The sequence below is a fragment of the Testudinibacter aquarius genome, assembly GCF_004342725.1.
GTDB classification, from domain to species: domain Bacteria; phylum Pseudomonadota; class Gammaproteobacteria; order Enterobacterales; family Pasteurellaceae; genus Chelonobacter; species Chelonobacter aquarius.
The window spans coordinates 1-19,587 of record NZ_SMCP01000011.1 but is presented as its reverse complement, the minus strand read 5'-3'; the positions used below and the strand labels follow the sequence as shown (position 1 = coordinate 19,587).

Below are 19,587 nucleotides of genomic sequence, written 5' to 3'. Positions count from 1 at the left end.
TTATGCGGATTGCCTGATTACTAATTTCATTGGAATTAATTGAGGATTTGTAGTTGTGTCGCCTTTTGTCATGTGAGTTATCAACATGGTGATTGCCGATTCTGCAAGCATATCGTAATTTTGGGCTGCCGTCGTCAACGGTGGACAAGTATAAGCTGCAAGGGGGTGATCATCATGTCCTGCTATACGCAGTTTTTCATCATTGATTCCAACCGGTATTTTGGCTTCCCAGGCCGCTAAAAAAGCACCGTAAGCAAGTCGGTCATTGGCACATAACAGCGCATTATGTTTTGGCTTATGTTCCAGCCAAGAAGCTGTTTGTTGGTAGCCGTAGGTTTCAAATTGCCAATCTACTCTGCCGTCTGATTGCAGAACTAGTGGTATTTCTCGGTTTTTTGCCATCGCATCTTGATAGGCATTGAGACGGGTTTTGGCATTTTGGTTAATTTCTGGCATTGCTAAAAACGCAGGTGGTGTTCCTTTTTGGCAAAGGTAATCGACCAATAATGTGATCCCTTGTTTATTATCAGTACCTATAAAAGGGGCAGGGTGTGACGGTGGTGAATCAAGATATATCATTGGTAGATTTTCTTCGATTCGACGCAATTTAGGTTGTACAGCATCTTTACCTAATGGAACCACTAGAACACCGGCAACATTCATCGATTGTAAGCGTGCAACCGCATCAGCCTCAAGCGTTAATTTACCGTTGGAAGGTAGTGTAAAAGTGAAATATCCTAATTTTTCTGCTATTTCCGATATACGTGATACTAACAGCATGTAAAAAGGATCCGTAATACTTGGAACAATAATACCAATCACTCTGCTTTTATTTCGTTTAAGATTGCTGGCAAATAAATTGGGGCGAAATCCGGTTTCTTCGACGGCAAGTTGAATATGATTACGGGTTTTTTCACCAATTTGTTGCGGATCATTAAAATATTTAGACAATGTTTGACGAGAAAGTCCGACATAATCAGCAAGTTGCTGCATAGTTTGCACGCTTGGGATCATCTTTTTTTTATCCATTAATCTTCTCGCTGTTTATTGAGCTAAAAACTGGTCTAGCTCTAATTGTGTTGATGTTCCTTCCATCGGTCCAAGCAGTGTTACCGCTCTTGCGCCGGCAGCATTTGCATAACGAAGCGCTTCAGCTGCAGAATAACCGTTAATCCAAAAACTGATAAATGCACCGCCAAAACTATCGCCGGCACCGGTTGGATCCAACTCATCAACATGGTGCGGTAGTATATTTATTTGTTGCTCTTTCGTAAAATATGTTGCTCCCTGATTGCCACGTTTTAAGACGATCTCTTGAATTCCCAATACAAATAATTCATTAATTGCCGCTTGTTCTTCTTTGGCTTCGGTAAATAAAAACAGCTCGTCACCGGAGGGCAAAAAAAGATCAGTTTGTCGTAAAATCATTTTTAGGTCGGAACATAGCTCAGGTGTCATGATTTCAGCTCTTAAATTAGGATCGAATGATAGCGTGCCACCGCGAGCTTTAATTACCTGAACAGCACGTAATGCCATATTTTTTAAACCCGGAGAGGAAAGAGCGGTTCCCATCAAGTGTAAATGATCACATTGGGCTAATAATACCTCAATATTGGGATTATCCTCTAATTTCCCGCATGCACTGTGTGCAATATTAAAAACGAATTTACGATCGCCATTTGCCTGATAACGTACAAAGGCACTGCCGGTCGTTTCACCTTCAGCAATCGAGATGCCTGAAATATCAACTTGATCAGCCATTAACCTATTCAGATTTAGCTGACCAAAATCATCATTCCCGACACGAGAAATAATTGCGCAGGGCGTTTTGAGTTTCCCGACTTGATCAATAAAAATAGCGGGTGCGCCTGAAGGAAAAGGTCCGATAAGAGGTTGAGCTTCCAAAAAACCATTACCTTTGGTTGTTGCGACAATTTCGACTAAGATTTCACCAATTGTTAATATTTTTCGCATTATGCTTTACTCCGTTTCTTTTTTGCACGCACATCTAGCCAAACTGCAACTAAAATAACAATACCTTTCACAATCAATTGGTAAAAATATGGGACTGATATCATATTCATTCCGTTATTCAATATACCGATGATTAAAGCGCCAACCAATGTTCCAATCATCGTTCCGACACCACCGGTTAAACTGGTTCCGCCTAATACCGCTGCGGCAATCGCATCTAATTCATATCCCATTCCGGCATTGGTTTGTGCTGAATACAGCCTTGACGACAATAATATTCCGGCAATAGCTGCCATGATGCCGGATAAAGTGAAAATCCAAATTTTAACTCTTGCGGTTTGAATACCGGAATATTGTGCTGCCTCGATATTACCACCAGTAAGATAAGCCTTTCTACCAAATACCGTTTTTGACAACACTATATGGTTAATTAAAAAGAGTAGTATCAACACCCAAATAACCACCGGAATTCCAAATAGCGCAGAATTTCCGATTGCTGTCCAATCGCTATTTGTGATCATTTGTGGTGCGCCATTGGTCGGTAAACTCACCATCCCTCGATAAATGCCCATGGTTGCTACGGTGACAATAAACGAGGGTAGCGCTAATTTTGCAGTTAAAGTACCGTTGATAAAACCCATCATTGCACCGGCACACAATGTCACAAAAAGTGCGGTAAATAAGCCATAATCTAAGGTTAAAACTTGGGCTGCTACCATACCACTGACGGCAATAATAGAACCGATAGACAGATCAATTTCACCAAGTAGGATAACCCAAGTCATACCAAAAGCCGCAATGGCAACAACAGAAACCTGTTGCAAGATATTCATAAAATTAGCAACAGACATAAAGCGGTTATTGGCTAAGGAGAAGAAAACGCACAAGATGATTAACGCAAGGAAAATACCGCCCAGTTGGCGTAAATATTGAGTAAGCCGATTGTTTTTTATCATTATAATTGCCTCGTTGCTGCCGCCATAATTCGTTGCGGATTAAGTTCTGTTGTGTTGGCTGTAGCCTGTATGCTTTTTCCTGCCATTACAATGATGCGATCTGACAGTCCTAAAAGCTCCGGTAGTTCGGAAGAAACCAGTAGTATTGCTGTACCATTGGCAGATAGTTCACGAATAATGCTATATATCTCAAATTTAGCGCCAACATCAACACCACGTGTCGGTTCATCTAAAATTAGAATTTTGGGTTTGGTTGCTAGCCATTTTGCTAGAACCACTTTTTGTTGATTACCACCAGATAAAGTATTGGCAGCAATTTCCCCTGAATAAGCTCGAATAGCCAGCTGTTCAATCGCTTTATCTGTTTGTTTTTTCTCTTTAGACATATTCATCAAGCCGCCTGTGGTGGTAAAGTGCGGTAGTGCAGCCATGGTGATGTTATGACGCAATGAGGCGAGTAGGACTAATCCCTCTTCTTTTCTGTTTTCAGTAACAAAACCAATTCCGTGGTTAATGGCAATACTGGCATTTTTAATTGGTATTGATTTATTGTGTAGTTTAATTTCTCCAGAATGGGGTAACATTCCAAATAATGCTTTCATCACATCAGATCTTCCGGCCCCCACTAAACCAAAGAATCCCAGAATTTCGCCGGCTTTTACCTGAAAATTGACGTCATTAACTTTACCCGCAACACTTAAATGGCTAACTTCTAAAATATTTTCATTTGTTGGTATAAATTTCACTGATAATTTGGGTGGGTAAATTTGATCCATCCGTCTTCCTACCATTAGGGCGATTAATTGATCGATTGTTGTTTCTGTTTTTGCTAGCGTCTGAATATATTCTCCGTCACGCATTATGGTAATGTCATCCGACAATCGCATGATTTCCTCCATGCGATGAGAAATATAGATAATTGCTTTGCCGTCAGTAGTCAATTTTTCAATGATAGAAAATAAAATTTCAGCTTCGGAATCGGATAATGAGGAGGTCGGTTCATCAAGAATAACAATGTCGGCATTACGGCTGAGGGCTTTAGCGATTTCAACCAATTGTCTCTGAGCAATGGAAAGATCGCCCACTTTTGTGGCAGCATTAATTGGTAAACCTAGAGAACGAATCAAGGTTGTGGCTTGTTTCTCAATTTTGCGATCATTAATAAATCCAAAGCGAGAAGGCTCATGGTTGGCATAAATATTTTGTGCGACGGTTAAATTATTGACCAGACTAAGCTCTTGGAAAACGATAGATAAACCGGCAGCCACTGCGTCTTGGGGGAAGGATGGGCTATATTTTTCGCCGTTTAGTGACATTTCGCCTGAGTCTGCTGAATATACGCCGGTTAATATCTTCATTAATGTCGATTTACCCGCTCCATTTTCTCCTAATAAAGTATGAACTCGCCCACGCATGATAGTTAAACGCATATCTTTTAATGCCTTGAAGGCACCAAATGATTTATTGATCCCATTTAATGTCAAAATAACATTGTTTTTCTGTACCATGTTTACCCTCCAATTAGGAAAATAGCGGAAGATGCTATTCCGCTATTTTGAGAGTGCTATTTGGTATAAACACCCGGTTCAATTGGCTGCTCTAACGGAACATTTTCTCCGGCTAATACTTTCACTGCAGTATCAACGGCTTCTTTTCCCATTTTGTCAGGATATTGACGGATAACACCAACCATTACTGGATCTGAATTAACGGCATCTCTAGCTTCTTTCATACCGTCAAAACCGATAACTTTAACTTGTTGTTGTAATCCAGCTGATTTCACTGCAACTGCAGCAGCTAATGCTGCATCATCACCGAAACCAAAAATACCTTGGATATCTGGATTCGCCTGTAACATATTTTGTGCTGCCGCTAAAGCTTCAGCACGTGTAATACCTGTTTGCTGAGCAACAATTTTTACTTCCGGATAATCGGTTAGTGCTTTTTTAAATCCATCGATTCGCAAAACAACAGATTGAACAGTTGGATAATCAATAATAGCAACGTTACCTTTATTACCTAACTCTTTTGCCATTAATTCACCGGCTTTTACACCACCAATATAGTTATCAGTACCGATATAAGAAGTCACCTCCACGCCTTTGGCAGGAACATCCACCGTAATAACTTTAATTCCGGCGTTTTGCGCTTTTTTAATTGCCGGTAAAACCCCTTGACTGTCAACTGGCGAAATAATAATAGCTTTAGCGCCTTTAACAATAAAATCTTCGACATCGGCAAGCTGCTTACCCAAATCTTGATTTGCAATAGAAACCTCTAAATTAACACCTTTCTCTTTTGCTTCTAGTTTCATTGCGTCAGCTAGTTCAATATAAAACGGATGTTGCTGAGTTAATAGCGATGCTCCAATAAGGTCCGCTGCCCAAGCGCTACTGCAGGCTACCGCAATTGCACTACCATACATCAGTTGTTTGAAAATTTTTTTCATCACATTTCTCCAATATTATTATTAAATGGAAATCCCTGTGTACTTTAAACGGCATCAAGTAATCTAAGTACAAGTATGGTTATAACAGTCAGGCTTACACGTGTAAACTATCAAATGTCTAAAATTTGATCTGGCTAACATTTTCATTAGGCAAAAGCTTAATATCCATCAATAGCCAATTTATTTCACTCCCTCCCCATTAAGTAGTAAACTACCCCCTCTTACCGCTCTTTTATGGCTTTTAAACGACAAAAGGTGATTTATGCAACCCTATTTAATTGCTCCTTCGATTCTCTCTGCCGATTTGGCGCGTTTGGGAGATGATGTCAAAACGGTGTTGGACGCCGGTGCTGACGTGATTCATTTTGATGTGATGGACAACCATTATGTGCCGAATCTGACCTTCGGGCCGGCGGTGTGCAAGGCGTTGCGCGATTACGGCATCACCGCACCGATTGATGTACATTTGATGGTGAAGCCGGTCGATAGGATTATTCCGGATTTCGCTAAAGCGGGGGCGGATTATATTACTTTCCACCCGGAAGCCAGTGAGCATATTGACCGCACTTTGCAGTTGATTCGCAGCTGCGGCTGTAAAGCTGGCTTGGTGTTTAATCCAGCAACACCATTATCTTATCTGGATTATGTGATGGATAAAATTGATGTGATTCTGCTGATGTCGGTCAATCCGGGGTTTGGTGGGCAGTCATTTATTCCGGCGACGTTGGACAAATTGCGCCAAGTGCGGTCACGGATTGATGCCAGCGGTTTTGATATTCGTTTGGAAGTGGATGGTGGCGTAAAAGTGAATAATATTGCTGAAATTGCCGCCGCAGGGGCAGATATGTTTGTGGCGGGTTCGGCCATTTTTGATCAACCGGATTATGCTGAAGTGATCAACGCTATGCGGCAACAATTGGCGAGCCTCACTTCAACTATCGTATAAGGAAAGCAGCATGAGTCAGTTTAAAGTGATCGGTTTCGATCTGGACGGTACCTTGGTCGACAGTTTGCCGGATTTGGCGTTGTCGATTAACCAAGCCTTTGTAGAGGTTGGTTTGCCGCAGGCACCAGAAGAGCTGGTGTTGACTTGGATCGGCAATGGCGCCGATGTGTTGCTTGCTCGAGCGCTTGAGTGGAGCGGGGCAACGCTGGATCCTGAAGCGATTAAGCAGTTGAAAAGACGTTTTGGCTTTTATTATGGCGAAAATATTTGCAATAAAAGCCGTCTGTTCCCGAATGTGAAAGCGACGCTGGAAACCTTGAAAAAACAGGGGTATACGCTAGCGGTGGTTACCAATAAACCGAGCAAACATGTACAGCCGGTGTTGGCGGCATTCGGTATCGATCACCTGTTTTCCGAGCTATTGGGCGGGCAATCGCTGCCGGCGATTAAACCGCACCCTGCGCCGCTGTATTATCTATGTGGTAAATTTGGGATTTATCCGAAACAGTTGTTGTTTGTCGGCGATTCGAAAAATGATATTTTGGCAGCACATAAGGCAGGTTGCCCAGTCGTCGGGCTGACTTACGGTTATAATTACAACATCCCGATCAGCGAGACAAATCCGGATTGGGTGTTTGACGATTTTGCCGATATTTTAACGGTGATTAACTAACTTTAGTGACAAATTAATGATAAAAACAGAAATAAATAAGGGAAAAAAATGAGTAAAAAACCTGTGGTATTCAGCGGTGTGCAGCCGTCGGGTGAATTGACAATCGGTAATTATTTGGGGGCGTTGCGCCAATGGGCGAAGATGCAGGATGAGTTTGATTGCTTGTTTTGTATCGTTGATTTGCATGCCATTACGGTACGCCAAGATCCACAAGCCTTGCGTAATGCTACTTTGGATACGCTGGCGATTTACCTTGCCGCCGGAATCGATCCGGAAAAAAGCACCATTTTTGTGCAATCGCATGTGCCGCAGCACACCCAGCTGGCGTGGGTGTTGAATTGCTACTCCTATTTTGGCGAAATGAGCCGTATGACCCAGTTTAAAGATAAATCGGCACGCTATGAAGAAAACGTCAATGTTGGTTTATTCACCTATCCGGTATTAATGGCGGCGGATATTTTGTTATACCAAGCTAATCAAGTGCCGGTGGGGGATGATCAACGTCAACATTTGGAAATCACGCGTGATATTGCACAGCGTTTTAATGCGTTGTACGACAATCCGTTTACCGTACCGGAAGTCTTTATTCCTAAAGCCGGGGCGCGGGTGATGTCATTGTTGGAACCGACTAAGAAAATGTCGAAATCTGATGATAACCGCAACAACGTGATCGGTTTGTTGGAAGATCCGAAAGCGGTGGCGAAAAAAATCAAAAGAGCGGTCACCGATTCCGACGAGCCGCCAGTGGTGAAATACGACCGTGAAAGCAAAGCCGGTGTCTCTAATCTGTTGGATATTTTATCCGGCGTGACCGGCAAAACCATTGCCGAGTTAGAAGCGGAATTTGACGGCAAAATGTACGGACACCTGAAAAGTGCGGTTGCCGATGAAGTCTCAGCCATGCTGACTGAACTGCAAGCGCGCTTCCAACATTTCCGTAATGATGAAGCCTTGTTAAACCGTATTTTGCGCGAAGGCGCAGAAAAAGCCCAAGCCCGAGCTGCCGAAACCTTGCGTAAGGTATATGATATGGTCGGATTTGTGGCAAGACCGTAAAAGTGCGGTTTAAGGTATAAGAGGAAAACATGACATATCCGGTTGATTTACATACGCACACCATTGCCAGCAGCCATGCTTACAGCACGCTATATGAATATGTTACGGTCGCCAAACAACGTGGTATTCGCTTGTTTGCCAATACCGATCACGGCCCGGCATTGAGCGATGCACCACATGAATGGCATTTTTCCAATCTGGCAATTCTACCGCGTTTTATTGATGGCGTCGGTATTTTACGCGGTATCGAAGCCAATATCCTAAATGTTGACGGCGAAACGGATTGCAATGATCGCATGCGCCGCTCGCTGGATTTGGTGTTGGCGGGATTTCATCCGCCGTCGATTCAGCCGACAAGCCGTGAAGCGCATACCGAGGCGCTGATCAACTGTATCAAGAGCGAAAAGGTGGATATTATCACCCACCCTGGTAATCCGAAATTTCCGATTGATGCGGTGGCGGTGGCACAAGCGGCAGCGAAATATCATGTGGCATTAGAGATCAACAACTCTTCGTTTTTGCATTCGCGTGTCGGCAGTTATGACAACTGCCTGACCATTGCCACCGCAGTGCGTGATGCCGGCGGCTGGGTCAGCATCGGTTCGGATTCGCATTATGCCGGATATTTGGGGAATTTTGAGAAAAGTTTGGCGTTACTCGAAGCCGTCGATTTTCCCAGTGAACGGATATTAAACCAAAGCCCACGAGTCTTACTGGATTTTCTGGAAAGTCGTGGTTGGGCGAAAATTGTCGAATTTGCTGATTTATAGCGGGAATCGGCTAAGCAAAACAGATTAAAACTACGTAATTCAGGTTTTTATTTTTAGCCGCTTATTGAATAATGAGCGGCATTTTCACCTTTGCGAGATATTTCAATGACAAAAAAGCTCATCAAAACCGCACTTGCTCTTGTTTCCGGGCTAGCGATTTGCTCCACCACTCAAGCCGAAATCAAAAAAATTCCGGCCGACTATCTTGAAAATGATCAAGCTGAAACCGCTAAAATTTTTTACACCGCAGCGGTTGAACCGCACTTGATTTCCGAGTTGGTGTATGCGTTGGATGATCTGAATATCAATTATCCACGATTGAAAAAAATCTACTTGTACCTCAACAGCGATGGCGGCGATATGGACAGCGGACAAATTGCCTATTGGGCAGTGAAAAGCTCGAAAATCCCGGTGACTACCGTCAATCTGTCGATGGTTGGTTCTTCTGCCACGTTGATATTTTGTGCGGCAAAAGAGCGGTTGTCACTGCCGAACGGTAAGTTTTTGCTGCACGCTTCTAGCCTGACCGGCTCAGAAGGTCTGTTGCGTCCGGATGATATTGACAATTTGAAAAAAGAATCTGTGATGTACAACCAAGTTTTTGCCGACGCTTATCAGCAATGCAGTGACTATAGCGAAGCAGAAATCAGCAAATTTTTGCACAGCGAAGGCAATCGTTTATTGATCGACAGCCGCGAAGCCAGCAGCAAAAAATTGGTTTCAGGTTTGGCAGACGGCATTGTACAAGCACCGATTGCTTATCATATTGTTGAAAATAGTGATGTACAAAATCCATAAAAAAGTTGAACTATTCAAAGAAAGTTAAGTCTAAACAGCAGTGACAGAGTGTTCTTCCCAGCCCCATAGTGTGGGCGTATCAAATTTTGAACTCGTTCGAATTTGTGGTATAAGTAGCACTCGCCGATTTAATTAAGATAAAGAAGGAAGACGATGACTAAAGAAATGCAAATGATGTTGGTTCCTCAAGGCAGCTTGGAAGGTTATATCCGTGCCGCCAATCAATACCCGATGCTGACCGCTGAGGAAGAGAAGGAATTGGCGGAACGTTTGTATTACCAACAGGATTTGGACGCGGCGAAAGCGTTGATTTTGTCGCACCTGCGTTTTGTGATCCATGTTGCACGTGGTTATTCCGGTTATGGCTTGCCACAAGCCGATCTGATTCAAGAAGGCAATATCGGCTTGATGAAAGCGGTGCGTCGTTTCAATCCGGAAGTGGGTGTCCGTTTGGTGTCTTTTGCGGTGCACTGGGTTAAAGCCGAGATTCACGAATATGTACTGCGCAATTGGCGGATTGTCAAAGTGGCAACCACTAAAGCACAGCGTAAGCTATTCTTTAACCTGCGTAAAACGAAACAACGTTTTGGTTGGTTCAATGAAAATGAAGTGGCGATGGTTGCTGATGAGTTGGGGGTGTCGGTTGATGATGTGAAAGAGATGGAATCACGCATGACCGGACAAGATATGGCGTTCGACTTGCCGACTGACGATGCAGAAGAGAGCTACAGCCCAGCGCTATATTTAGAAGACAAAAGTTCCGATTTTGCCATGGAATTGGAAACGGAAAACTATGAAAATCAGGCAAACGAGCAATTAAACGAGGCTTTATCCGCTTTAGATGAGCGCAGTCTGGATATTATCCGTTCCCGTTGGTTGGATGATGACAAAGCCACTTTGCAGGATTTGGCAGCAAAATATAATATTTCCGCTGAACGGGTGCGTCAGTTGGAAAATAACGCCTTGAAAAAATTGAAAAGTGCGGTAGCGTTTTAATTTCCGCCTATAGCTTAGCTGATAGAAACCCATCCACTGTGATGGGTTTTCTTTTTGGCTAGAAAAGCAACAAACAGTTTCAAATGCAATTTTATTTTTAAAATTTCCTTGACTTTTAAAAAACACCCCTCATTTAATCCTCGTGAATAGACGTTATGGTTAGCGTCAGACAAGATATGATTCAGGAGGATTTTTTTATGAATATCGAGAAATTTACCACCAAATTCCAACAAGCGCTTGCCGAAGCGCAATCGCTGGCGTTGGGCAAGGAGCAACAATATATTGAGCCGCTGCATTTGATGTCGGCGTTACTCAATCAACAAGGCGGTTCAATACAGCCGCTATTGCTCAGTTGCGGCGTCAATGTTACACAATTGAAGAACCAAATTAACGCTGAAATCGATCGTTTGGCAAAAGTGGAAGGCAACGCCGGCGATGTGCAACTGTCGCAAAGTTTGGTGCGTTTGCTCAACCGTTGCGATCAATTAGCACAGAAACGGCAGGATAAATTTATCTCGTCCGAGCTGTTTGTGTTGGCGGCGTTGGAAGACAAAGGCGCATTGGGTAATGCGCTGCGTCAAAGTGGTTTGAAAGCTGAGACGGTAGAAGCAGCGATTCAAAAAATGCGTGGAGGAGAGAACGTGAACGATCAAAATGCGGAAGAGTCGCGCCAAGCACTGGATAAATTTACCATTGATTTAACGGCCAGAGCGGAGAGCGGTAAGCTCGATCCGGTAATCGGGCGTGACGAGGAGATCCGGCGTGCGATTCAGGTGTTGCAACGCCGCACCAAAAACAACCCGGTGCTGATTGGCGAGCCCGGGGTGGGTAAAACCGCGATTGTCGAAGGCTTGGCACAGCGGATTGTCAATGGCGAAGTGCCGGAAGGCTTGCGCAATAAACGGGTGTTGTCGTTGGATATGGGCGCCCTGATTGCCGGTGCTAAATACCGTGGCGAATTCGAAGAACGACTGAAAGGCGTGTTAAACGAGCTGGCGAAAGAAGAAGGGCGGGTGATTTTGTTTATCGACGAAATCCACACCATGGTCGGCGCCGGCAAATCCGACGGCGCAATGGACGCCGGCAATATGCTAAAACCGGCCTTGGCGCGTGGCGAGCTGCATTGTGTCGGTGCAACCACGCTGGACGAATACCGTCAATATATCGAAAAAGATGCCGCCCTTGAGCGCCGTTTCCAAAAAGTGCTGGTGGATGAACCGAGCGTGGAAGACACGATTGCAATTTTGCGCGGCTTAAAAGAGCGCTATGAGATTCACCATCATGTGCAGATCACCGACCCGGCGATTGTGGCGGCGGCGACTTTATCGCACCGTTATATTTCCGACCGCCAACTGCCGGATAAAGCGATTGATTTGATCGACGAAGCGGCATCCAGTATCCGCATGGAAATCGACTCCAAACCACAACCGTTGGATCGCTTGGAGCGGCGGATTATCCAGCTAAAACTGGAGCAACAAGCGTTGCAAAAAGAAGATGATGACGCCAGCCGTAAACGCTTGCAGATGTTAGAACAAGAGTTGGGCGAAAAAGAGCGTGAATATTCCGAGCTGGAAGAGGTGTGGAAAAGTGAGAAGGCGGCACTGTCCGGCACGCAGCACATCAAAGCGGAATTAGACAATGTGCGCACACAAATGGAGCAGGCACGGCGCACCAGTGACTTTGCCAAAATGTCGGAACTGCAGTATGGCGTCATGCCAGAACTGGAAAAACAGCTGGCGCAAGCGGAAGCCTCCGAGGGCAAAGAGATGACTTTATTGCGCTATCGGGTCACAGATGAAGAGATTGCCGAAGTGTTATCGCGTGCGACCGGCATTCCGGTGGCGCGGATGATGGAAGGCGAAAAAGAGAAACTGTTGCGCATGGAAGACGAATTGCACAAACGGGTGATCGGGCAAAGCGAAGCGGTGGAAGCGGTTGCCAATGCGATTCGCCGTAGTCGTGCCGGCTTGGCGGATCCGAACCGCCCGATCGGTTCGTTCCTGTTCTTAGGCCCGACCGGGGTCGGTAAAACCGAACTGTGCAAAACCTTGGCGCAGTTTATGTTCGACAGCGACGATGCGATGGTTCGGATCGATATGTCCGAGTTTATGGAGAAACACAGCGTTTCGCGCTTGGTCGGTGCGCCTCCGGGTTATGTCGGTTATGAAGAGGGGGGTTATCTGACCGAAGCGGTACGCCGCCGTCCGTATTCGGTGATTCTGCTCGACGAAGTGGAAAAAGCGCACCACGATGTGTTCAACATTCTGTTGCAAGTGTTGGACGACGGACGCTTGACCGACGGACAAGGCAGAACCGTGGATTTCCGCAACACCGTGGTGATTATGACCTCGAATCTGGGATCTGATCTGATTCAGGAAAATGTCAACGACTTGGATTACGGCTCGGTGAAAGAGCTGGTGATGTCGGTGGTCAGCCGCCATTTCCGTCCGGAATTTATCAACCGGATTGACGAAAGCGTGGTATTCCACCCGTTGGATAAAGCCAATATCGAAGCGATTGCCTCGATTCAGCTGCAGCGCCTGAGCAAACGCATGCAAGCGCACGGCTACCAAATCGAATTCAGCCCGGCAGCGTTGGACTTTATTGCTAAAGTGGGCTACGACCCGATTTACGGCGCACGTCCGCTGAAACGGGCTATCCAACAGGAAATCGAAAATCCGTTGGCGCAACAAATTTTGTCGGGTAAATTACTGCCGGGTACTGCGATTACCGTGGAACTGGAGGACAATAAAGTGATTGCCCGCCAATAAGTAAAATCATCTGTAAGCACTTTAACCGCACTTTGGTCTGAAAGTCAAAGTGCGGTTTTTTAATTCGGGTTATCCGTCATATAATCCTTTAACATTTGGATAAAGGCACGGGTGGCGCGCGATAAATAGCGCCCTTTGCGATAAACCACCACTACCGTTCGGCTTGGTTTGCTGTCCGGTCGGCAGTAGCACGGTTCTTTGTCGAAATGATCAGCGTGGACTAAGGTTTCCGGTAATAAAGCTGCGCCGATTCCGGCGCCGGCAAGTGCTTGGGCGGTGGTCATACTTTCGGTTTCCAAAACCACCTTTGGCGAAAACCCCGCATTTTCACATAGTTTTTGCAGCATATAATGTAATTTATGCCCTTTGTTCATCTGGATAAATGGCGTGTTTTGTAGTTCGCTGAGATCAATTATCGGCGTGTAGGCGTGATCACCGGCTTTCAGCTTTAACTGTGCGGCAATTGGGTGGTTGGGCGGTAGCGCCAGCAACATCCTTTCCTCAAACAGAATATCGTAATCGAACAGCGCTTCGTTAATCGGCAGCAGCGACAGGGATAAATCGGTCAGACCGTGCAGCACACGATCTTCCAAATTGTGGGTGTTATCTTCCTGCAAAAATACCTCGATATTTGGGTATTGTCGGCGAAAGTGCGGTAAAACGCGCGAAAGCAAATAAGCGCTGCGAAATGGTGAACTGCCGATCGTGACTCGCCCTTGCCGTATATTCAAGGTATCATCGACTTTTTGTTCAAATTGATGCTGTAAATCCATAATCGCTTGTGCGGTTTCAACATATAAGCTACCGATATAGGTTAATTTCAGCGGGGATACGCTGCGATCAAACAGTGGCGCACCCACTTTTTCTTCCACTTTCTGAATAAATTGGCTCAAGGACGGCTGCGAAATATACAACTTTTTCGCCGCCGCAGAAAAATTGCGTTCTTCCGCCACTTTTAAGACATATTTGAATTGTCGAAACTCCATATTGATCGCCTTCCACCTATAGGTTTTTACTTATATCAAGTATATAAAAAATCGTATTGGACTTATTTTAATGAAATTCCGTACCATACACCACATAAATTATAAGGACTTGCCTTTCTATTTTTATTGTTTGGAGTGTGGATATGACGCGATTAACTCGGGGAATTATCGTTATTTTGCTGATGTTCGGTATCTGGCTTTCACCGCTACCGCATGGACTTTCGTTGCAAGCGTGGCACCTATTTGCCATTTTTGCCGCCACCATTATCGGCTTTATTTTGCAACCGTTGCCGCTGGGGGCAGTGGCATTGATTGGGGTGATGTTTGCGGCATTAAGCGGCATTATCACGATGTCGGAGGCGCTGTCCGGTTTCAGTAACAGCACCATTTGGCTGATTGTCTCCGCCTTTTTGTTTGCCAAAGGCTTTATCAAAACCGGTTTGGGACGGCGCATTTCGTATCAACTGATCCGCTGTTTCGGCAGCAGCGCACTGAAATTGGGTTACACCCTGGCGATTAGCGATTTTATTATCAGTCCGGCAACACCGTCCAATACCGCACGTTGTGGCGGCATAATGTATCCGATCGTGCGCAGCCTGGCATCGGCTTTCGGTTCCGAGCCGAATCAAAATCCGCGCAAAATCGGGGCGTATATCCTCTCCACGACCTTTCAGGTTGACGCGCCGATTGCTGCAATGTTCCTGACCGCCTGTGCGCCGAATCTGCTTATCGCCGCTTTTGCGCTGGATACTGCCAATGTCAATATCAGCTGGGGGACTTGGGCGTTGGCAGGGGTTGTGCCGGGACTGTTGTCGATACTGTTGATCCCTTATTTTATTTATAAATTTTATCCGCCAGAAATCAAAGATACGCGTGCGGCGCAAGTCGTGGCAACAGAAGAATTGGCCAAAATGGGTGCCATGAGCCGTGGCGAGTGGATTATCAGCGGTGTGTTTATCGGTGCGCTGTTGCTGTGGAGTACCTCACAATATACCCAAATTAATTCGACTGTCGTGGCATTGCTCGGTGTGAGCGTGATGTTGATTACTAATGTGTTGGAATGGAATGAAATTCTGGAAGAGAAAGGCGCTTGGGACGGCATGATCTGGATGGGTGGTATCGTCGGTTTGGCAGGTATGTTGAATAAAGTCGGCTTTATTCCTTGGTTTGCCGGTTCGGCGACCGGTTTGATGGCGGGCGTGTCATGGGTGCCGACTTTAATCGTCTTATTCCTGATTTATATGTACAGCCATTATGTTTTCGCCAGTTTATCCGCCCATGTCACCGCCATGTACGCCGCATTTCTAGCAGTAGCGGTCGGCGCCGGCGCACCGCCGTTTCTGGCGGCATTCGGCTTTGCCGCACTGTCCAATTTAATGGCGGGGCTGACCCATTATGCCACCGGCGCGGCACCAATCTATTTCGGCGCAGGTTACATCAAACAGCAAGACTGGTGGCGTATTGGCTTTTTTGCTTCCGTGATCAACGTGGTGATTTGGCTTGGCGTTGGGACGTTGTGGTGGAAAGCATTAGGTTTATGGTGATTGTAACCATGTATGAGTATTTTATTTTTAACCAATAAAATTAAGGGGTTATCTATGATGACAAAAGAAGAAGGTGTGCGCTATTTAACGGATACCATTGCAAAATTTGTTGGCTTTACCGGAAAAGTACTGCCTGACGACGTGATGAAGAAACTGAAAGAGTTGCGTGAAAAAGAGCAGGAGCAATTGCCGAAAATCATTTACGGCGCGATGTTCCAAAATCAGGATTTGGCGGCGAAATTGAATCGTCCTAGCTGTCAGGACACCGGAGTTATCCAGTTTTTCGTCAAGTGCGGTGCGAATTTTCCATATATAGGCGAATTGGAAGCCTTGCTGAAAGAATCGGTGATTCAAGCTACTAAAGACGCACCGTTGCGCCACAACAGCGTAGAAACGTTTGACGAATACAACACCGGCAAAAATGTCGGCAAAGGCACGCCGAGCGTGTTTTGGGAAATTGTGCCGGACAGCGACAAGCTGGAGCTGGACACTTACATGGCGGGCGGCGGTTGCTCTTTGCCGGGACAAGCCAAAGTCTTAATGCCTGGCGAAGGTTATGAAGGTGTCACCCGTTTTGTCATGGATATCATGACCAGCTACGGCTTGAACGCCTGTCCGCCGTTATTGGTCGGCGTGGGTATCGCCACTTCGGTCGAAACCGCCGCGGTGCTCTCCAAAAAAGCCCTATTCCGCCCGTTGGGACAAAGCAACCCTAACGAGAAAGCCGCCTCAATGGAAAAATTATTGGAAGACGGCATTAACAGTATCGGTTTGGGGCCGCAAGGCTTAAAAGGCAAAATGTCCGTCATGGGCGTGAATATAGAAAACACCGCACGCCACCCGTCGGTGATTGGCGTCAGCGTCAACGTGGGCTGCTGGTCGCACCGCAAAGGGCACATTATTTTTGACAAAGAGTTGAACTACACCATTACTTCACATTCAGGAGTGACATTATGACCGATAAAAAAATCCTCACCACCCCGATTAAAGCGGAAGATCTGCAAGACATCAACGTGGGCGATATTATTTACTTAAACGGTTATCTGGTCACCTGCCGTGACGTGGCGCACCGCCGTTTAATCGAAGAAAAACGGTCGTTGCCGGTCGATATCGACGGCGGCGCGATTCTGCACGCCGGTCCGATTATCCGTTCATTGGGCGACGATAAATATGAAATGGTTTCCGTCGGCCCGACCACCAGTATGCGTATGGAAAAATTTGAGAAAGAATTTATCAAGCAAACCGGCGTCAAACTGATTTTGGGCAAAGGCGGCATGGGCAACGGCACGATGGAAGGTTGTCGCGACTACAAAGCGCTGCACTGCGTATTTCCTGCCGGTTGCGCTGTGCTGGCGGCGGAGTGCGTGGAAGAGATCGTCGATGCGCAATGGAAAGATCTCGGTATGCCGGAAACCTTATGGGTGTGCAAAGTGAAAGAGTTCGGGCCGTTGATTGTGTCGATTGACACCCACGGACGCAATATTTTTGAAGAAAATAAAATCGAATTCAATAAGAAGAAAGAAGCGGCGATTGAAGAAATCTGCAAACATGTCAGTTTCATCAAATAATCAAAGCGCAACACCGCACTTTTATGTTTTTTCGGTATAAAGTGCGGTTTTTTGTTATACTCAAATTCCTTTTTGAACGGTTTATCAGGAGCGTAATATGGCGTTTAAACAAGCAATCGGTTTCGGTGTGGCCGGCAACTTTGCCGGACATTTGGAACAGGCGGGCGAAGCGGCGGATTTCAAACAGGTTGAAGTGCAGGAAGCACATCAGCCGAAAGCGATTTTTCCATTTTATGTACCGCACTTTGCTGGCAACTTTTTATCAGTTTATCCGTTGTCGGCGGACACTTTGCGTTTTCCGCAAGATGCCGATAATTTGCAAATTGAGCCGGAAGTGGCGATTGTGTGCGATATTGAATATGACCAGCATAAGCAAGTGACCGCACTTTATCCAACGTTGTTCGGCGCTTACAACGACTGCTCTATTCGCCGCCCGAATGCCGCCAAAATCGCCGATAAGAAAAATTGGGGTGAGCAAACCAAGGGGCTGTCCGCCACATTAATTCCGTTAGACGGCTTTGCGCCAGGCTGCAATTTAGATCAATACCGTATCGCCTGTTTCCACCAACGCGGCGAGCAATTCAATATTTATGGTATCGATAGCCCGACCGTCGGCTATAGCTATTTTCATCAAAAATTGCTGGATTGGATTGTCGAACGCATGAACAATCAGCCGGATCAAGGCCCGATGCACCCTATTGCAAGTTTGCTGGAAAAAGCCAATTATCCGCAACAAGCAGTGATCAGTATCGGCGCCACCCGCTACACCGACTTCGGCGAAACGCATTTCTTGCAGCCGGGCGATGTCAGCATGGTGGTGGTGTACAATAGCGCTAAACACAGTGCGGATGAGATTATTGCGATGGCGAAGCAGCAACAGTTTGCAGGTGACCTTTCAGCGTTGGTGCAAAAAGTGATTTAATTGCATTTTTTATTTTAGGCAAAGTGCGGTCAGATGAGTTGGGCGCACTTGCTTTTTTACGATCCAGGTTCCAATTACGTTTATCCTTGCTTCCTTTTATGCTTATTTGAGCTAGCCTAAGCGCACTTTTATCTATTGGAGGTGTGTGGGATGTGGCGTGTGTATGTAACTTGTATCTTGGCGTGGTTTTGCATAATAAATGAGGCTGCGGCAAATAGTAAACGGAATCTTATGTTGTTAGACGTCTATCAAGGACAGCCGTTAGACGGTTGGGTGATGAGCGAAAAACTGGATGGCGTGCGCGGTTTTTGGGATGGCAAACAGTTGCTGAGCCGTGGTGGCAATCGGTTTAATACGCCGGATTATTTTATCCAAGACTTTCCGCCTTTCGCCATCGATGGTGAATTGTTTTCACAACGAGGCGAATTTGAGAAAATTTCCTCAATCACCCGCACTTTTGATGACATCGGTTGGCAACAACTCAAGCTGTATGTATTTGACGTGCCGGATGCTGAGGGTGATTTATCGCAACGGCTACAACAATTGGCAGATTATTTGCGACAAAATCCCAGCGCTTATATTGAGATTATTCCACAGATCCCGATTCAAAACCGTCGGCATGCTGAGGATTTTTTAGCTGAAATCGAGCGTCTAGGTGGTGAAGGAATTGTGGTGCGCAATCCGCATATGCCTTATCAACAGCAACGTAGTTCGCAGATTCTAAAATTCAAAACCAGCCAAGATGAGGAGTGCCGAGTGATCGCACACCATGAAGGAAAAGGGCAGTTCAGCGGTAAATTAGGTGCGGTTAGCTGTCAAAATCAACGGGGCGTTTTTAAAATAGGCTCCGGCTTTAAGCTGCTAGATCGTCAAAACCCTCCGCCAATCGGTAGCCTGATTACCTACCAATACCGTGGATTGACCAAAAACGGTAAACCGCGCTTTGCTACTTTTTTGCGAATTAGGAATGATAATCCGGAAAAAATTGCCGAGTAAACAGACAAAAGTGCGGTATTTCGGATAAAAAACCATCGCTTGATAAAAAACAGAAAAAAAGTGAGAAAAAGGGGTTGCAAAGAATTTCTGAATGTCTATAATGCGCACCTCACAACGACGCAGCGTTCTGAATGGAAGCGAAGCGGTTGTGACTGCTCTTTAACAATATATCAGACAATCTG

General features: G+C 45.6%; 18 protein-coding genes. 12 read left to right on the top strand and 6 right to left on the bottom strand.

Going from position 1 to position 19,587, the window contains the following annotated elements; translation table 11 throughout:
* From EDC16_RS10630 to EDC16_RS10610, 5 genes are read right to left on the bottom strand one after another with little or no spacing between them, the layout of a single operon-like run.
* Nucleotides 1-1,029: a LacI family DNA-binding transcriptional regulator gene (locus EDC16_RS10630; protein WP_132967835.1), complete on the bottom strand. Its 1,029-nt coding sequence runs from the start codon at nt 1,027-1,029 to the stop codon at nt 1-3.
* A gap of 15 nt (nt 1,030-1,044) precedes the next feature.
* Nucleotides 1,045-1,974: a tagatose kinase gene (locus EDC16_RS10625; RefSeq protein WP_132967834.1), complete on the bottom strand. Its 930-nt coding sequence runs from the start codon at nt 1,972-1,974 to the stop codon at nt 1,045-1,047.
* Entirely contained in the window at nt 1,974-2,930 is a 957-nt protein-coding gene (locus tag EDC16_RS10620) for an ABC transporter permease (protein ID WP_132967833.1), read from the bottom strand. The genes EDC16_RS10625 and EDC16_RS10620 overlap by 1 nt, the downstream gene beginning before the upstream one ends.
* The gene (locus EDC16_RS10615) at nt 2,930-4,438 is read right to left on the bottom strand and encodes a sugar ABC transporter ATP-binding protein (RefSeq protein ID WP_132967832.1); all 1,509 of its coding nucleotides are present in this window, start codon (nt 4,436-4,438) and stop codon (nt 2,930-2,932) included. The genes EDC16_RS10620 and EDC16_RS10615 overlap by 1 nt, the downstream gene beginning before the upstream one ends.
* A gap of 56 nt (nt 4,439-4,494) precedes the next feature.
* A complete protein-coding gene (locus EDC16_RS10610) occupies nt 4,495-5,379 on the bottom strand; it encodes a substrate-binding domain-containing protein (RefSeq protein ID WP_132967831.1) in 885 nt (294 codons plus the stop codon).
* 262 nt (nt 5,380-5,641) lie between these two features.
* Between EDC16_RS10610 and rpe the strand changes: the two genes are divergently transcribed.
* The 7 genes from rpe (at nt 5,642) to clpB (ending at nt 13,389) form a co-directional block, all read left to right on the top strand.
* On the top strand, nt 5,642-6,325 hold the full coding sequence (gene rpe, locus EDC16_RS10605) for a ribulose-phosphate 3-epimerase (RefSeq protein ID WP_132967830.1): 684 nt from the start codon (nt 5,642-5,644) through the stop codon (nt 6,323-6,325).
* A gap of 10 nt (nt 6,326-6,335) precedes the next feature.
* Nucleotides 6,336-6,998, top strand: coding sequence for a phosphoglycolate phosphatase (locus EDC16_RS10600; RefSeq protein WP_132967829.1), 663 nt, complete (start codon nt 6,336-6,338; stop codon nt 6,996-6,998).
* Nucleotides 6,999-7,046: 48 nt separating this feature from the next.
* A complete protein-coding gene (gene trpS, locus EDC16_RS10595; RefSeq protein WP_132967828.1) occupies nt 7,047-8,054 on the top strand; it encodes a tryptophan--tRNA ligase in 1,008 nt (335 codons plus the stop codon).
* A 29-nt stretch (nt 8,055-8,083) separates the two neighbouring features.
* Nucleotides 8,084-8,824 (top strand): phosphatase, encoded by a 741-nt coding sequence (locus EDC16_RS10590; RefSeq protein WP_132967827.1) that lies wholly within the window; start codon nt 8,084-8,086, stop codon nt 8,822-8,824.
* A 105-nt stretch (nt 8,825-8,929) separates the two neighbouring features.
* The gene (locus EDC16_RS10585) at nt 8,930-9,622 is read left to right on the top strand and encodes an ATP-dependent Clp protease proteolytic subunit (protein ID WP_132967826.1); all 693 of its coding nucleotides are present in this window, start codon (nt 8,930-8,932) and stop codon (nt 9,620-9,622) included.
* A gap of 153 nt (nt 9,623-9,775) precedes the next feature.
* On the top strand, nt 9,776-10,618 hold the full coding sequence (rpoH, locus tag EDC16_RS10580) for an RNA polymerase sigma factor RpoH (protein ID WP_132967825.1): 843 nt from the start codon (nt 9,776-9,778) through the stop codon (nt 10,616-10,618).
* A gap of 197 nt (nt 10,619-10,815) precedes the next feature.
* Nucleotides 10,816-13,389, top strand: coding sequence for an ATP-dependent chaperone ClpB (gene clpB / locus EDC16_RS10575; protein ID WP_132967824.1), 2,574 nt, complete (start codon nt 10,816-10,818; stop codon nt 13,387-13,389).
* A gap of 59 nt (nt 13,390-13,448) precedes the next feature.
* Here the strand turns inward: clpB and EDC16_RS10570 are convergent, their stop codons facing one another.
* Nucleotides 13,449-14,375, bottom strand: a complete 927-nt coding sequence (locus EDC16_RS10570) for a LysR family transcriptional regulator (protein WP_132967823.1) — start codon at nt 14,373-14,375, stop codon at nt 13,449-13,451.
* Between the two features lie 143 nt (nt 14,376-14,518).
* Between EDC16_RS10570 and EDC16_RS10565 the strand changes: the two genes are divergently transcribed.
* The 5 genes from EDC16_RS10565 to EDC16_RS10545 all read left to right on the top strand — a co-directional run bounded on the left by EDC16_RS10565 (nt 14,519) and on the right by EDC16_RS10545 (nt 19,405).
* Nucleotides 14,519-15,919: an anion permease gene (locus EDC16_RS10565; protein WP_132967822.1), complete on the top strand. Its 1,401-nt coding sequence runs from the start codon at nt 14,519-14,521 to the stop codon at nt 15,917-15,919.
* A 54-nt stretch (nt 15,920-15,973) separates the two neighbouring features.
* Nucleotides 15,974-16,876 carry a L(+)-tartrate dehydratase subunit alpha gene (gene ttdA / locus EDC16_RS10560; RefSeq protein WP_198362737.1) on the top strand — a complete coding sequence of 301 codons (903 nt, stop codon included), beginning with the start codon at nt 15,974-15,976 and terminating at the stop codon, nt 16,874-16,876.
* Nucleotides 16,873-17,487, top strand: coding sequence for a L(+)-tartrate dehydratase subunit beta (gene ttdB / locus EDC16_RS10555; RefSeq protein WP_132967821.1), 615 nt, complete (start codon nt 16,873-16,875; stop codon nt 17,485-17,487). Before ttdA ends, ttdB begins: the two co-directional genes overlap by 4 nt.
* Before the next feature lie 97 nt (nt 17,488-17,584).
* On the top strand, nt 17,585-18,409 hold the full coding sequence (locus EDC16_RS10550; RefSeq protein WP_132967820.1) for a DUF5718 family protein: 825 nt from the start codon (nt 17,585-17,587) through the stop codon (nt 18,407-18,409).
* A gap of 150 nt (nt 18,410-18,559) precedes the next feature.
* Nucleotides 18,560-19,405 carry a DNA ligase gene (locus EDC16_RS10545; RefSeq protein ID WP_132967819.1) on the top strand — a complete coding sequence of 282 codons (846 nt, stop codon included), beginning with the start codon at nt 18,560-18,562 and terminating at the stop codon, nt 19,403-19,405.
* Nucleotides 19,406-19,587: the final 182 nt, after the last annotated feature.